General features: G+C 64.4%; 14 protein-coding genes and 1 tRNA gene. 3 read left to right on the top strand and 12 right to left on the bottom strand.

All coding sequences use genetic code 11. The annotated features are described in order from the left end of the window. Nucleotides 1-709, bottom strand: a 709-nt coding sequence (locus GXY33_20590) for a hypothetical protein (GenBank protein NLX07546.1), incomplete at its 3' end; no start/stop codon positions are given. Between the two features lie 316 nt (nt 710-1,025). Between GXY33_20590 and GXY33_20585 the strand changes: the two genes are divergently transcribed. Further along, the gene (locus GXY33_20585) at nt 1,026-2,393 is read left to right on the top strand and encodes a tetratricopeptide repeat protein (GenBank protein NLX07545.1); all 1,368 of its coding nucleotides are present in this window, start codon (nt 1,026-1,028) and stop codon (nt 2,391-2,393) included. A gap of 14 nt (nt 2,394-2,407) precedes the next feature. Here GXY33_20585 and GXY33_20580 read toward each other — a convergent pair whose 3' ends face one another. The 11 genes from GXY33_20580 to GXY33_20530 form a co-directional block, all read right to left on the bottom strand. Then, nucleotides 2,408-3,544 carry a DUF4380 domain-containing protein gene (locus GXY33_20580; protein ID NLX07544.1) on the bottom strand — a complete coding sequence of 379 codons (1,137 nt, stop codon included), beginning with the start codon at nt 3,542-3,544 and terminating at the stop codon, nt 2,408-2,410. An 84-nt stretch (nt 3,545-3,628) separates the two neighbouring features. Next, entirely contained in the window at nt 3,629-4,660 is a 1,032-nt protein-coding gene (locus GXY33_20575; protein NLX07543.1) for a DUF4380 domain-containing protein, read from the bottom strand. Nucleotides 4,661-4,674: 14 nt separating this feature from the next. Further along, entirely contained in the window at nt 4,675-5,724 is a 1,050-nt protein-coding gene (locus GXY33_20570) for a hypothetical protein (protein ID NLX07542.1), read from the bottom strand. Next, nucleotides 5,721-6,221 carry a DUF192 domain-containing protein gene (locus GXY33_20565; protein NLX07541.1) on the bottom strand — a complete coding sequence of 167 codons (501 nt, stop codon included), beginning with the start codon at nt 6,219-6,221 and terminating at the stop codon, nt 5,721-5,723. The genes GXY33_20570 and GXY33_20565 overlap by 4 nt, the downstream gene beginning before the upstream one ends. Continuing rightward, entirely contained in the window at nt 6,208-6,621 is a 414-nt protein-coding gene (locus tag GXY33_20560) for a hypothetical protein (GenBank protein ID NLX07540.1), read from the bottom strand. The genes GXY33_20565 and GXY33_20560 overlap by 14 nt, the downstream gene beginning before the upstream one ends. A gap of 24 nt (nt 6,622-6,645) precedes the next feature. Beyond that, nucleotides 6,646-8,151, bottom strand: coding sequence for an L-fuculokinase (fucK, locus tag GXY33_20555; GenBank protein ID NLX07539.1), 1,506 nt, complete (start codon nt 8,149-8,151; stop codon nt 6,646-6,648). Between the two features lie 146 nt (nt 8,152-8,297). Beyond that, on the bottom strand, nt 8,298-9,245 hold the full coding sequence (locus GXY33_20550) for a hypothetical protein (protein ID NLX07538.1): 948 nt from the start codon (nt 9,243-9,245) through the stop codon (nt 8,298-8,300). Between the two features lie 159 nt (nt 9,246-9,404). Continuing rightward, a complete protein-coding gene (locus GXY33_20545; protein ID NLX07537.1) occupies nt 9,405-10,028 on the bottom strand; it encodes a LysE family transporter in 624 nt (207 codons plus the stop codon). 58 nt (nt 10,029-10,086) lie between these two features. Further along, nucleotides 10,087-10,773: a hypothetical protein gene (locus GXY33_20540; GenBank protein ID NLX07536.1), complete on the bottom strand. Its 687-nt coding sequence runs from the start codon at nt 10,771-10,773 to the stop codon at nt 10,087-10,089. 185 nt (nt 10,774-10,958) lie between these two features. Then, nucleotides 10,959-11,852 (bottom strand): DUF1571 domain-containing protein, encoded by an 894-nt coding sequence (locus GXY33_20535; GenBank protein ID NLX07535.1) that lies wholly within the window; start codon nt 11,850-11,852, stop codon nt 10,959-10,961. Nucleotides 11,853-12,075: 223 nt separating this feature from the next. Beyond that, nucleotides 12,076-12,148: transfer RNA gene (locus GXY33_20530), tRNA-Phe, on the bottom strand. A 224-nt stretch (nt 12,149-12,372) separates the two neighbouring features. On the opposite strand from GXY33_20530, the gene GXY33_20525 reads away from it, so the two are divergent. Then, nucleotides 12,373-12,714 (top strand): PadR family transcriptional regulator, encoded by a 342-nt coding sequence (locus GXY33_20525; protein NLX07534.1) that lies wholly within the window; start codon nt 12,373-12,375, stop codon nt 12,712-12,714. Nucleotides 12,715-12,717: 3 nt separating this feature from the next. After that, nucleotides 12,718-14,447, top strand: a 1,730-nt coding sequence (locus tag GXY33_20520; protein ID NLX07533.1) for a hypothetical protein, incomplete at its 3' end; no start/stop codon positions are given.

Raw genomic sequence — 14,447 nt, 5'->3', positions numbered from 1 at the left:
GGCCGGCGCGGAAGGGGGTGAGCCAGTAGAACTGCACGTCGGGCGGGTCGAGGCGGTCGGGTTCGAGAATGGCGATCGGACCGGTCCATGAACCGTGGATGCTCGACGCCCGCCAGATCGAGATCATTCGATGCATGGCCGACAGGTTGTCGCGGTCCCGCGGCAACTGCGGGTTGTACTTCCAGGTCTGCTGGTAGATCAGCATGGTCACGTTCTCGACGGGGCTGGGCACGTCGTCGCGGGCGTCGATCATCGAACCGGCGTCGTTGGCCCCTGTGATGACCGGCTGATCGAACAGGGGGGTCCATCGCAGGCCGTCCGGGCTGGTGGCCAGGCAGTAGCCGGGAGGGCGTTTGGTGTCGGGCCGCTCCCAGTAGAGCATCTTCCACTGGCGGTTGACGTCCGGGTCGTCACAGCCCTGGAGGATCCGAGAGGGCATGAAAATCCCCCAACCCATGGTGTTGCCGCAGCTTCGCATGACGACGTTGGTTCCATCGCCGCAGTCGGGTTTTTCCCAGGTGCGCAGATCGGCGGTGCGGGCCATGCACAGGACGTTCCGGCGCATGTCATTTTCGAAGTAGACCAGATAATACAGCCGGATCGACCGCTGGTCGTCTTCGAGAAAGGCGCCGACCGCACAGGCGGTTCCGCCGCGTTCCCAGGGTTGGTTCAGGGTCAGGATCGGTTTGTCTGAGCGTGAAATCAACATGTTGGCTCCGCGTTCAAAGGGTTCCGGTTCCTCTCGATCCGTCGTGTCCGGGTTATCGGACCCGGAGACGCCGGCCTTCACCGGGCACGGCCAAGCCATCCAAACGGCGACCAACCCTATCAGGCCCACCGGGGGGAGTCAAGCCCCGTTCATCGCCTGCGAAGGCCGATTCGACCGCTTTAAACGGCGGCGATTCCGATAAGAACGGGGCCGTTCGTGCTGGCAACTTCGTTTACTTCAGTGGTCCCCCTTTTTCCCCGATGAGTAGTTCGGGAAGGACTGCGGTTACCGGGGAAACGAAGAGAGGTCGTCGGTCATGTTGCACGAAATCGGAAACGACTGGTTCGAAGCGGAGAGCCGTGCCGAACGGGCCAATGAACTGCTCGAGGCCCACCGCTGGGAAGAAGCCCTGCGGGAGATGGAGGCGGCGGTCCGGATCAACCCGTACAACGCGAACTGGCAGATTTCGCGGGGCAAGCTGCTGGACGAGCTTCGCCGCTACGAGCAGGCCCTGGCGGCCTACCAGCAGGCGGTGGACATGGAGCCGTCGAACATCGAGGCGCTGACGAATCTGGGGATCGACCATGCCCGTCTGGGTCGGCACGCGGAGGCGCTGCGGTGTTTCGAGCAGCTTGAGCAGATCGATCCGTCGCACGAAGGGGCGTATTGCCACCGGATCTTCATCTACGCCGCCCGCGGCGAACACGAAAAAGCCGAGGAGATGTTCTACACGGCCCGGCAGATCTCAGACGAGTGCCCGATCTGTTACTACAACCTGGGCGTCTCGCACTTGGCCCGGTCCAACTACCAGAAGGCGCTGTACTGCTTCGGCCGGGCCGCGGAGCTCAACTCGCAGTATCCGCAGATCCGCCAGCGCGAAGCCGAGTGCCACTGGCGGATGGGCGACCTGGCCAAGGCCAAGGAATTGCTCCTCGAAGAGCTTCGCCAGGAACCGAAGAATACGGACGCGTTGCTGCAGCTCAGCCACCTGCAACTGGAGATGGGCGAGACGCAGGCGGCGATCGAGAAGCTGCACCGCATTCTGGAACTGGACCCGGCCAACGCCGCGGCTTTGGCCCGCGTGGGCTCGCTGGCTCTTCAACAGGGCGAGTACCAGACGGCCATCGAGCATTACCGGATGGTGGTCGAGCAGAAGCCCGAGTGCGAACAGGCCCGCCGCGAACTGGCCCGAGCCTACGCCGCGGTGGAACGCTGGGACATGGCCCGCGAGCAGCTCGAGATCCTGATCGACCTGGACGACGAGCAGCCGGACGTGCTGATGGAACTGGCTGAGGTTTGCGTCCACCTGGAAGACGCGCGGTCGGCCCAGACCTACCTCGAACGGCTGGCGGTCATGATGCCGTACCAGCCGGAGATTCTGCACAACCTGGCGGTCTGCCGGTTCATGCAGGACGACCACGCCGAGGGCATCGTTTATTGTCACAAGGCGCTGGAGGCGGATGGGACGTACCTGCCGGCCATGCACAAGCTGGCCGTCGCCGAGATGGCGGCCGGTAACTGGGACGAGGCCAAGCGCGTGGTGCGGCGAGGCCTGCAGTGCGACCCGGACAACGAGAAGTTCCTCGAACTGCGCCGGCGGATGACGGCGGGCCGGCTCTCGCAGGCGATCGCGACGGCTCTGGCCCCGGTCAAGACGGTGGGCCGCTGGCTGCGGATGCTCTAGGCGGCCGCCGGCTGTCAGATGGTCCCGGCCACGTCGCCTTTGGACTTTCGTTTGGGCTTGGCCGGTTGGGTGGCCGCCGGCGGTTCCGGGATGAACGGTTCCTTCGGCAGTATCTCCTCGATGACTTTCCGGAGTTTCCACGGACTGCTCGGGAACGGGGTCCGGCCGGTCGGATGGAGGGTGAGGACCTCCTGCCACTCGTATTCGCTACCGGGGTAGATCAGGACTTCCGGTGAGAGGGTTTCGATCTCGAAGAACGGCGTGTCGGCCCAGATCTCGATCTGCGAGTCGTTGTCGGTGAACAGCATGCCCGGCGCCGGCGGGAGGAACGTGCGGAGCAGCCAGACGTCTCTCATGGCGTGGGCGACGTAGCGGCCGGCGGGGTGGATGAAGGCCTTTCGCTCCTTGAGGTCCATGGCGTCGAAGTTCATGACGGCCAGGCCGTCGACGAAGCCGACGTACGGCCGGAACTTCTGGGCTGAGTCCTCGGTTCTGAACAGGAAGTGGAAATCGTCCCATCCGTTGGGCGCCTCCACGACGACCTTGCCCTCCGGACGCGGGGCGATCAGGTTCCACACCGACCACCGCACGGGCACCGGATTGTCGTTGAACACGCGGACGCGGTAGGTAAGCTGCGGCTTGACGGGATCGAGCGTGTAGGTCTTCTCCATCGTCAGGCCGTAGGTGCCGCTGTCGCGGCGGGCGATGGTGACGCTGTAGTGGTCGATCGCCACGACCTCGGAGTCCAGCCCGTCAAACGGCGTGGCCATGCCGACCCGGCAGCGCTGTTGGTCTTCGGTCTTGGACCAGTGGACCTGAGGGGCCAGCCAGGTGTAGAGGCCGCCGAAGTTCGTGTACTGGCTCAGTTCGTCCCGGAGCCGGCCGCCGTGCTTCTCGTAGAACAGGAAGACGTTCTCGCCCTGGTGGAACCGGAACGAGGCGGCCCGTCCGATGGCCGGCACGATGACGACCTCGGCCTGACCGTTGGTGATCTTGTAGCAGTTGTCCCAGCCGAGGTAATCGGTGCGGACGACGCCGCGAGCCCGGCCGCGATCGTAGCGGCTGACGGTTTCGAGGCTGTGGCGTTGCGGCTGGGCGCATCCGATCAGCAGGCCGCAGATCAGAACGGGCAGTGCGATGCGTTTGGCCATGAACGGCTCCTCAAACGGTCAAACGGTTTGCTTTCGCGTCAGTCTAGCAGGAGGCGCCCGACGATGCCACCTCGATTCGGCTGATTACGGCGCGGCGTTCGGCGGCGACGGGCAACGGTCCAGGAGTCTCGCGACGGCGGCGGGAAGCTGATCCGGATCGTCGGGACATGCGAGATCGGCAATCGGTACGAGCGTGAACGTCTCGGTCCACGACAACGACTCGCCGGGCTCGATCTTCGATTCGGGCGAGACGATCTCGATCTCGCGGAAATCGCCGTCGACCCAGAGTTCGATCTGGGAATGGTTGTCGGTGAACAGCTCGGTTGGTTTGGGGGTGGGGAAGGTGCGGACCAGCCAGGCATCGGGCATCGCGTGGGCGCAGAACCGCCCGGCCGGAGGCACGTAGGCGTTGTTGCGGCGGCCGCGGGCGGCGAAATCGACCACGGCCAGCGGGCCGGCGAACCGCGTGTGGGTCTGGTAGTGCTCGGGCGAGCCTTCCGCGTTCATGATGTACTTGAAACTGCCGACGCCGCCGGGAGCTTCGAAGACGACCTTGCCCTCCGCCCTCGCACCGGCCAGATTCCATACCGACCAGCGAACGGGAACGGCGTTGTGGTTGGCGAGAGTCACCGTGTAGTGGAAGCACGGCTGCTTTTCGTCCAGGCGATAGGTCTTCTCGATCGTCAGATTGTATTTGCCCTCGTCGCGGCAGGCGATGGTGACGCTTCGCGGACCGGCCTGTTTGACCTGGTGCGGCAGACAATCGAGCGGCGGGAAGAAACCGTTGCCCGCTGCTTGCTGAGGCGTGGACGACCAGTGCTTCTCGGGCGCCAGCCAGGTGTAGAGGCCGCCGAAGTTGATGTAAGGATCGGTGACGGTGCGGGTCCGGCCGCCGCTCTTCTCGTCGAACCAGAAGGCATTTGGCCCGTCCTTGAGGCGAAAGACGGCGGCCCGGCCGATCTGCGGGACGACGATCAACTCCGCCCGGTCGTTGGCCAGGCGGTGGCAGTTCTTCCAGCCGAGGTAGTCGATCGTATCGGCGGCGGAGCCGGCCGTCTGGCGGCTGTGGATTGCGGGAGAGCTCAGCAGCAGGGCGATCATGAGCGTGGCGTTCATCCGATCGGCTCCTGTCAGAGGGTGTACGTGACGGGCCAATTGCAGCACGGCTGGCTGCGCACGACGTGCAGCCGCCCGCGGGTCGGTTCGGCGACCACGGCGGCGGTGGTGCAGCGGTCGGTGCGATCGCCGACCAGGTGCCGGCAGATGCCGCGCGGATAGTGGCGGTGGTCGGCCAGGGCCATCATCGCCCGCTGCGGCGTCAGCCGGCCGCGTTCCGCGTTCAGCAGTTCCCACAGGCCGTGCATTCGATAGCGGGAGTTCCCGCGTTCGACCGGGTCGGCGTAGTGTTCGTACGGCGCGGTCGGCTCGGCCTCCGGATGGTTGGCGTGGGTGGCGATGCCGTCTCTGGCTGGGACGATGCCGATCCCGCCCGCGTTGAACTCGATCGAGAGGCTCTGTCCGTCTGGATCGGCGATCAGGCAATTGCCGGCGCCGGCCAATCCGTGTTCGCGGGCCAGTTCGACCGCCTCATCGACCGAGGATCCGGCCAGCGCCAGCGGCGCCCACTGTTCGAGGGTCAGGCCGCTCGGGCTGTCCGCCTTGGAGTGCAGGCTGTTGCGGAACAGGCTCATGCCGGTCGACCAGAACCCGTAGCCGACGATCTCGCCGGGATACGCGAGCGTCAGAATGGTCGGCCCGGAGTTGATCCGCATTCGCAGCACGACGTAGAGCATCGCGCTTTCGAGCACGGTATCCTTGGTCTGACCGCTGATCGGCTGGCCGTCGAGGGTGCATCGGCCGGAGACGCCGAACGACGTGCAGCCGGTTTGCGGCTTGGGCTCTGTTGCGTTGGAAAGGGGCGGACCGGCGGCGTCGGTCAGGCCCAGCAGTACGTCGATCATGTACGGCGCCCGACGCTCGAAGAGCTTGCGAACCTGCGGCAGCGACCGGCGGAATTGCCAGTTGATATCGAAGTAGCGGCGGTAACCGGGGTAGTCGCGCATGACGATTTCGGCGTATTGCCGGCCACAGTCGCGGGCGTCGCCTTCAACCGCGATCAGCGGAACGGTGCCTTCGGGGACCTGGCGGGGAATGACGGCGGGTGTCGGATGGTCGGTCACGGTTGCTCCTTGGATGAATGCAGCCGTTCGGGCAGGTCGAATTCGACCGGCATGCCGGGTTCCAGGCCGTAACGCTGGGCCGACCGGGCGGCCAGTTCGAGGGTATAACGGGCCGGACCGGCCGAGTAGGCCCGCTTTTCGCTTTGCGCCTGGAGCGTCTCGACGTTCAGGATCCTGCGGTCGGCGCCGATGAAGATGATATCCAGCGGGATCAGGGTGTTCTTCATCCAGAACGCCCGAGGGGCGGCGTCGGGAAAGACAAAGAGCATGCCGTGGCGCTCCGGCAGCGAGTTGCGGAACATCAACCCGAGCTTCAGCGTCTCCGGCGCATCGGCGATTTCGGCGGTGAAGGTCCGGCCGTTGATGGCGACCCTGATGACGCCTTCGCCGGTGTATTCGCCGATCGTCAGGGCCGCCAGCACGCCGGCAACCGTCAGAACGAACAGCACCAGCACGGTCAGCGTGATTCGTCCGTTGCGGGACTTAGGGATCCGCATGGTCCTGGTCCTCGCCTTCCCGGCGTTGTTGAAAGAGCGACTTGATCCGGTCGTCAAGCTGGCTCTGGAGGATCAACCGGATCCGCCGCAGCGTGCTCAGATCGAGCAGGGCGAGGATGAACACGATCGCGAGCAGGCTCAGGATCGCCATCCAGATCGCCGCGTTGGCCCGATGGCTCAGCCGGTCGAAGAAATTCATGCCGACCAGGAACAGCAGGGCGGTGGCGGCCATGAGGGCGGCGTTGATCCGCCGTCGAAGCAGAAGCCGGCGAAACCGCCGGACCACCTCGGGCATGGACTCCAAGCCGGCTGGGATTCTGCCCGGCCAGACCAGAAACCGCAGGGCCACCAGCAGGCCGGCGACGCCCAGAACGTTGGCCAGGATGACGGTCGGGTTCATGATGCAGCCTTCCGTAGTCGGGCTCTATGCCTTATACGCCGGTCCGACGGCTTCGTTCAGTTTTCGATACCGGTTATAGAGGCCCTGGTAGGCCTCGCGGTCGCGGCCCGGCTCGATCACCGACTTGCCGACCGCGATCGTTTCGCGGGCCTGTTCGATCGAACCGAAATGGCCGGTTCCGACGAGGGCGAACATCGCTGCGCCCAAGACGGTCGCCTCCTTGTGCTCGGTCACGACCACCGGCAGCCCGGTCACGTCGGCCCGAATCTGGTTCCACAACGCGTTCTTCGACCCGCCGCCGACCAGGGCGATTCCGCGGGCCTCGAAGCCCACCGTCTGGGCGAACAGGTCCAACGCGTGCCGAAGCTGCATGGCCAACCCTTCCAGCGCAGCCCGGTAGATGTGGCCGCGGGTGGCGGCAAGCTGCAAACCGATCAGCGAACCGGGCGTGCCGTAGTGCGACGCCGGCCCGGTCGACGGCACGAAGCTCGGCAGGAACACCAGGCCTTCGGCGCCGGCGGCGATCTTGCCGGCCTCGCCGACGATCCGATCGTAGCTGACCTTTTCTCCTTCAGCCGGCCAGAGGTGGCGGATCAACCACTCCAGCGCGCCGGAGGCCATCATCAGAAACTGCGGATTGACCAGCCCCTTGGACGCGTCCTGCTCGATGAGAATGCCCGCGTTGAACGCCTCAGCGGTCGGGCGGAACGCCTGAGTGCGGATCATCAGGATTTCCCACGTGCCCGACGAGAGCACCGCCTGGTCCAACTCGGCGCCGGAACCGTAGAGGGCGAACTGGGTGTCGTGGCCGGCTGCGGTCACCGGCAGGCCCGCGGGCAGGTTGCACTTTTGGGCCTGGTCGGGCCGAAGCTGCCCGATCACCTGGCCGGGTTCGACCATCCGCGGAAAGATCGCCTCGTCGACGCCCGCGATTTCGAGCATCTTGCGGTCCCACGCGCGGGTCTGGGCGTCGAAGGCCATCGAGGTGCCGGCCATGGTCGGATCGATGCTGAACTCGCCGGTCAATCGCTGGCTGAGGATGCCGGAAACCATCAGGAACTTGTGGCCCTTTTGCCACGCCTGCGGAGCGTTGCGGCGGATCCACATGGCCTTGAAGATCGTGTTGAACGGGATGATCTGATAGCCGGTGCGGGCGAAGATTTCGTCCGGACTGATTCTGTTGCGGATTTCCTCCGCCGGGCCGTTGGTGCGCGGGCATTGCCAACTGATCAGCGGATAGGCCAGAGTCCCGTCCTCCGCCACGACCGTGCCGTCGGCGCCCCACGTGGTGATGGTCAGGGCCTTGATGCGGCTTCGGTCGATCCTGGCGGCGACCTCGGCGGTCAGGCGGCACAGATCGCTGTGGATTCTCTCGACGTCCCATATCCGCCAGTCGGACGGGCTGTCGGGTTGAGTGACGGTGCCGTTGTCGGCCCGGGCCTCAGCGAGAATCTTGCCCGCGGCGTCGATGGCCACCGCCCGAATGTTCGTCGATCCGCAGTCCCAGACAATGACGATCGGTTCGGCCATGATGGACTCCCAAACTCAAGGTGCACCCCGGCCCGAACCGATCCGTCCGGCTGGGCCGCCGCTCCGGAAATGATGGCATTCTAACCAGTTGGAGGGCTGGACAAAAGGTCTATTCGCGGGCGATGGAGCACCAATGGAGTGGAGCCCTACTCCTCATTAAACCAGGCGAACTGGTCGCGTTTGGCCACGTAGAGCCGGCCGGTCAGCCGCATCGTTGTCATCACCAGGTGGAAGTGCACCAGCAGCAGCGGAAGCGCGTAGACCACCGACGTGACTGTCGCCCAGATCGCCAGGGCCAGCAGCACCATCGCCGCCAGCATCATCGCAGCCGTCACGGCGTATTCGCCCGGCGCCTTGGCGATGGCCGCAAAAACCCGACCCGGCTGCAGCGCCATCGGCGACTCGCGGACCACCACCGCCAGCAGGGCCATCGGCAGGTACAGGAAACCCGCTCCGGCCAAAAGGTAGATCAGCGGGTCGTCGTAGCCCTGCACGCCGGCCACGGCCAGGTAGTAGGCGGCGGCTGGGGCCAGGCAGACCGCCGTCGCCCACGCGAACCATACCAGCGAACTGAGCACCGACCCGATCTCCGTCAGGTCCGGCAGATCGACCGGGTTGTCGCGGCCGTGGGCCGAGTCGTAGAGAATGTTCAGCAGGAGCAGGCAGATATAACCGCCGAACACCACGGCGGCCAGAGCTCCGATCGCGGCGATCGACAGGTCATAGACCGATCCGGCGACGAACACGCTGACGATCAGCCAGATCAGCGGATAGCCGAATAGAAACGGCAGATTCCGAAGGCGAAGCGGGTACGCCAACGCCGCCGCCAACTCCTGGGCGAACGGTCTGGCCGGGAGGACCGCCGGTTTCCTCGCTTTGATCTTCGGCACGTCGGCCAATGATAGGCAGCGCCGACCGCACACGGGACACATCTCCAGGCTCGCGCCCGAATAGGATCGAAGCTCGACGCAGCCGTTGCAGAACATGCTCCTGCACGCGACGCAGATCCACTCGGCCGGCATTTTCGGATGGTTCCGGCACAACCGCTGAACCGCCGTCCTGTTGCCTGCCTTCCTGATCCCGGTGATTCCCATATTTCGCCCCTTGCCAGAATGGATGTGTACAAAGTCCACACCCGGATGTTGCTGCCTTTTCCGCCCGTTGCCGGCCAGAGCCTCAAGCCAGCATCAGGCTCTTCCCTGACCGTGCCTCATGTTACCACGGCTTCGGCCTGTGTCAAGGTTGTTGGCGAACTATCGGAACGACAGGAGTTTGGAGACGGCGTCATGGATGAAGAATCCGCCAAAGAACAACATGGTGCCGGCGCAGAGGATCAAAACAATCCGCTGGACTCGGCCGCTGAACAGCTTGGAGCCGCGAAAGCTCGTCCACGAAAGGACTTCCAGCCACACCAGGTCGCAGAGCCAGTGGACCAGAGCGAACAAGGCGAACGCAAGCACGCCGAACTCCGACGCCTTGGTCGCCAGGGCCAAGCCGACCGTGGCCCACCACAACAGAAAATACGGATTGCCTCCGGAAAGGAGGATTCCCGTCCAGACCGCTCCGCGGGCCGCCGGCTGATACGACGCGTCGCCGATCTTCCGGAGGTCTCGGATCATCTGGATGCCCAGGTGGATCAGGAAGCCTCCGCCCACCAGGCCGATGGCGATCTTGACGCCCTCGTGCTTGAAGACCGCGCCGACGCCCAGCAGGATCAGCAGCATTAGCGGGAACTCGACGACGCCGTGGCCCAGCGCGACCAGAATCCCCGCGTGCCGCGAGCGTGTCCCAGCCGCGATCGTGGCTGCGGTCACCGGACCGGGCGCCAGGACGCCGGACAGCGAGACCGCCGCCGCCTGAAGCAGAAACAACAACATCGCCATCGCTCGTGCCCGCTCTTAAGGGTTTGCGTTGCCGCCGGAACGAAAGGGGGCATTATAGGTCGGGCACGATCTCGGAGTAAAGCCCGCCGGTCGGGTTGATCTTGAACACGTAGATCAGCCCGGGCCGCAGCTTGCGGTAGTTGACGTTGCCGTAGATCGCATGCACGCCGGCTTCCTTGAGGCGGTCCAGGTCGTTCGAGAGATCCCAGATCTCGGACCAGAACAGCTTCCGGTCGCGCAGCGAGAGCTTCGCGCCGATGTCGGCGTACCGCTGCGGCTCGGCCCCTTCGGTCTCGATGGGCAGGCCGTCTTCGGGCTTGGTGTGCTCGCCGTAGATCCGCCGCCACAGGTAGATCGCCCGTTCCTTGCCGTCCATGACGATCCGGTCGTCGAACTTGACGATCAGGGCGTCGAAGTGGACCACGTCGCCCTCGATCCGGTATTCCTTCTCCAGTATCCGCTGAGTCGGGTCCGTCCGGTCGGTCTCGACAAACAGCAGCCGCGTCCACAGCCGCCCATCGGTCGTCTCCTGCGAGAGGACCTTGGCGTAGCCGATCTGGCTCTCCTCGGTCAGGTTGGTGATCGCCTGCTTGAGCTCGCGGTTCTCGCCCAGCAACTGGTAAATGGTCCTGGTGGTGTAGAAAAGCGTCAGGACCACCGGCGAGATGACCACCAGCAGTCCGATCAGGACCAGTATTCGCACGAGTTCGCCACTCTTACCGATAAGGGGCAGTTTCACCGTCACAACTCCTTCCCTCTATTATACTATCGGCCCAGAGGGGTGCGGTTGCTTGAACCCGCAGGGAAGACCCGATTTGAGAAAGGAGCGGATCAGTGAGACTGATTCGGTTTGAATCGCAGGGCGACCGGGGGCTGTGCGGCCCGATTGCCCTGAGGCAATGGCTCTGCCGCTCGTATATGCTGTCAAAGCCCGCATGATTCGCGGGCGAAGGCGCTCTCGTCGACGCCCTGGTTGAACCGCAGTTCCTTGAACTCGTAGATCGAGAAGAGCTGCCCGTCGGCGTCATGCTTGACCGTGCGGACCGGCAGCAGCGTCTGCGGGTCCAGGTCGACCGTCAGCGTGCCCGAACCGTCGGTCTTGGTCAGCGTCAGGACTTCCCGGTTGTCAAGACGGCGCAGGCCGAGGCGCCTGTATGTGGAACTGTCCTCCTCGGCGGCCTCGCGAAAGCTGCGTAGTACCTTGGCCAGGACCGTCCGCAGGCCAAATTCGGTGATCGAGTGCGAGGAGCTTTTTCTCGCCTCTTTCCCGTCTGGGTGCACCGCGGCCGATGGGACGACCAGACCGATGAGGCCGGTGGGATGAACGATCATCTTGCCGTCATTCTGTCCTTCGACGTACAACAGCTTGTCCACTCGGCCTGCGCCGTATATCCACTCCATGTAAAGACTGAACGGTTCGAGACGGAACCGGAACCGGCACGCTACCGGCTCGCCCAGTTGCCCGTCCTTCTGCTCGCGATAGGCAAACACGCCCTGGTAATCGCGGACGTTCGCGTCGTGCCACGCCAGGCCCCGTTCCAGCAGGGTGACGGGATCCTCGGCCGGGGCGATCATCGATGGCTCGACGGTCGCCTCAGCCGAGGATGCTGGCGCGGTCACACCTTGGCTTGGAGAGTGCACCGACGGGGCCGAGAGCGGTGTCGTCAGGATCAGCACGCTGGCCACCGAAGCCAGACCGTGGTAGAACGATCGTCCCGCGATCGTCCTTTTCCCATCGTGTCCGGTGGGCAGCAGCCTGGATCGACCCGTCGGCGACAACCGGCGACTCTCGAACGGGGCTCTGGCGATACCGAACATACTCAACTCTCCTTCCGCCGCGATGGTAGCTGTTGCTTTGGCCAGCCCACGCGGACAGGGGCCTTCGATGGCTTGGCTCGCCCTCTGGTAGCCATGCAGTATAAGCGTCAGTGGGCGACTATCAGGCAGGATATCCGTGCTCGTGCTCTCAACTCAGGCATTACTGGTAGTATAGGATATCTCGGAAAGGTAGTCAAAAAAGTGGGCGAGGCGCAAAAAGAAATGGGCAGGGGCGGAATTGAACCGCCGACACCGGCATTTTCAGTGCCGTGCTCTACCGACTGAGCTACCTGCCCATCCGTTCGGATCACCAATGGAATCATAGTCGGCCCGAAATGTCAAGGTTCCTGCCAAGGTTTTTTCGATTTCGCGGTGGTTGCCCATGACCTCTGGCACGCTGAGACTCAAAAACCAACACGCAATTGACATGCCTTGGATTCCTAGGTATACTGGCCTCTGGATACCTCGGAGTCCGATGTATAGTGGAGAAGGCTGATCTCACGGGATAGGAGTTTCTGGGATGAACATCTGGCAGGATCTGATCAAGGGGACGGTGGTGCCGATTGTGCTGGCCATGCTCAAGGACCGGCCGATGTACGGGTATGAGATCGTGCGGGTGGTCAACGCCCGGACCAACGGGCGGTTCGAGTGGCGTGAAGGCACGCTGTATCCGGCCCTGCACCGCCTCGAAGCCGACGGGCTGGTCACCTCCAAATGGCAGGACGGGGCCTCCGGACCGGGGGCGGGTCGGCCGCGAAAATACTACTCCATTACCGGCAAGGGCCTGGCCGAACTGGCCCACCGGACGGCGGAGTGGAAGGAGTTTTCCGCCGCGGTCAACGCGTGCCTGATAGGAGGCTAAGTCATGGCGAATTCCAGCTTTGAGGAATTGGTCGGGCGTTTGACCGCGCGGCTGCGGATCGACCCGGAACTGCGGATGGATGTGGCCAGAGAGCTTCAAGCCCACCTGGAGGACGCCGCCGACGAGTACCGCCGCGGCGGCTATGCCGAAGACGAAGCCGCCGCCACGGCGGTCAAGGCCCTCGGCGACCCAGCCGAACTCGAGGAACTGCTCTGGCAGGCCAACCGCAAGCGCATCGCCTGGCGACGTGCCGCCAAGTGGACGGCCCGGCTGACCCTGGTCCCGGCTGCGGTCGTGGTCACGTTTCTGTTGGCCGGATCGTTGGTGACGGGTGGGCGGATGCTCGATTTCGTTCATGGGATGACCTCTTCCGACTTCACATGGAACCTGACCGCGATCCGTTCATCCATTGAAGACGCCAATTTGAGCGAAGAAGAGCGGTTCATCCTGCACGGCGACCCAGCCGCGACGACGGAACTGGAACGGGCCGAATCGATCCGGCGCCGCTGGCCGGACAACCCGATCTACTATGGCTACTACATCTCGCACTACCTGCCCTATAGCGCCGGCTGGCATGAGGACTCCACGCTGCACGATCTGCAGGAGGTTCTCGCCCGCCTTGATCAGGGCGAGCGGATCGAGCCGGACAACGCCGCCTACAACCTGATCAAGGCCGCCTTGCTGTTCCGTCTGTCTTCTCAGGTCGTTGTGCCGGACCGCGTGGAGGTCAAAGACGTGACCGCCGCGGCCCTGCCGGAAGGCGTCGATCCAGCCGAAATCTCCTACACGCGAAGCGATGGAGAGCTTTACGCCGATCACTGCGTGGAAGTCCAGATCACCGATCCGAAGGTGTTCGAGCGGGCTTTGGAGGAATACGCCAGGGCAGTTCCCAAACCGCGCTGCACGCTGCACGCAATGGACATGGCGCGGCTGCGACTGGAGATCCTGGGCCAGCCGGCCAGCATGGCCGAGTACCTCGCTCAGACGACCCTGCTCGTCAACGTCCTGCTGCCCGAGTTGGCTTTCCACCGCAGCACCGGCAGGGCGGTCGCCGGCTACGCAGTGGACCTGGCCGGTCAAGGCGACCCCGAGCAGGCCCAACGGCTGATTCAAGACGTCGAGATCGTCGCCGCCAAGATCGGAGCCGAACCGTCGACGCTCATCGAACTGCTGGTCGCCCGCGCCGTTCACAACATGGCCGTCGCACACGACGTGTGCATCGCCAAGAAACTCAGCCGGCCGCAGCAGGCCGCCGAGGCGCAGGAAAGGCTGTTCGCCGACGCGGAGGCCTTCGATGCACTGCGCAGGGTTTTTACTTCCCGCGACGTCATCGACCAGAGTGGGCTCATCGGGAGCATCCTGATGCCCGCGCTGCCAAACTACCAGCCTGATCTAACCCCGCTCAAGCGGGCGGAATATGCCGTGGCGGAACGGGCCGGCCTGGCGGCGCTGCTGCTGGGCATCATGGCACTGACGTTGGCCTCGGGACTGATCGCCGCCGTCGGATGGTGGCGAACCCGCGGCACCGATCAGACACCGAAGTTGCTGTTCGTCGGGTGGCGGCGGATGGGGTGGATATGTCTGCTGGCGGTGGTCCTGCCGGTTGGAGGTTACGTGCTCTACGCGCACCTCCTGCCGCTGGGCAATCGCAAGTACGGCCTGAACGTGGAATGGGATCGGGTGTGGCTGGAGTTCATGCTGCTAGGCTGCACGATGGCGGTCCTGCTGCTGTC

This window comes from Phycisphaerae bacterium (assembly GCA_012729815.1).
In the GTDB taxonomy this organism is placed as follows: domain Bacteria; phylum Planctomycetota; class Phycisphaerae; order JAAYCJ01; family JAAYCJ01; genus JAAYCJ01.
The sequence above is the reverse complement of the archived record's forward strand: the minus strand, read 5'-3'. Positions and strand labels throughout refer to the sequence as shown.

Excerpts from the sequence above, each read along its gene's own strand:
- fucK (NLX07539.1), bottom strand. The coding sequence starts at position 8,151 with ATGGCCGAACCGATCGTCATTGTCTGGGACTGCGGATCGACGAACATT.
- GXY33_20535 (NLX07535.1), bottom strand. The coding sequence starts at position 11,852 with ATGTTCGGTATCGCCAGAGCCCCGTTCGAGAGTCGCCGGTTGTCGCCG.
- GXY33_20565 (NLX07541.1), bottom strand. The coding sequence starts at position 6,221 with ATGCGGATCCCTAAGTCCCGCAACGGACGAATCACGCTGACCGTGCTG.
- GXY33_20585 (NLX07545.1), top strand. The coding sequence starts at position 1,026 with ATGTTGCACGAAATCGGAAACGACTGGTTCGAAGCGGAGAGCCGTGCC.
- GXY33_20525 (NLX07534.1), top strand. The coding sequence starts at position 12,373 with ATGAACATCTGGCAGGATCTGATCAAGGGGACGGTGGTGCCGATTGTG.
- GXY33_20580 (NLX07544.1), bottom strand. The coding sequence starts at position 3,544 with ATGGCCAAACGCATCGCACTGCCCGTTCTGATCTGCGGCCTGCTGATC.
- GXY33_20550 (NLX07538.1), bottom strand. The coding sequence starts at position 9,245 with ATGGGAATCACCGGGATCAGGAAGGCAGGCAACAGGACGGCGGTTCAG.
- GXY33_20545 (NLX07537.1), bottom strand. The coding sequence starts at position 10,028 with ATGTTGTTGTTTCTGCTTCAGGCGGCGGCGGTCTCGCTGTCCGGCGTC.
- GXY33_20560 (NLX07540.1), bottom strand. The coding sequence starts at position 6,621 with ATGAACCCGACCGTCATCCTGGCCAACGTTCTGGGCGTCGCCGGCCTG.
- GXY33_20575 (NLX07543.1), bottom strand. The coding sequence starts at position 4,660 with ATGAACGCCACGCTCATGATCGCCCTGCTGCTGAGCTCTCCCGCAATC.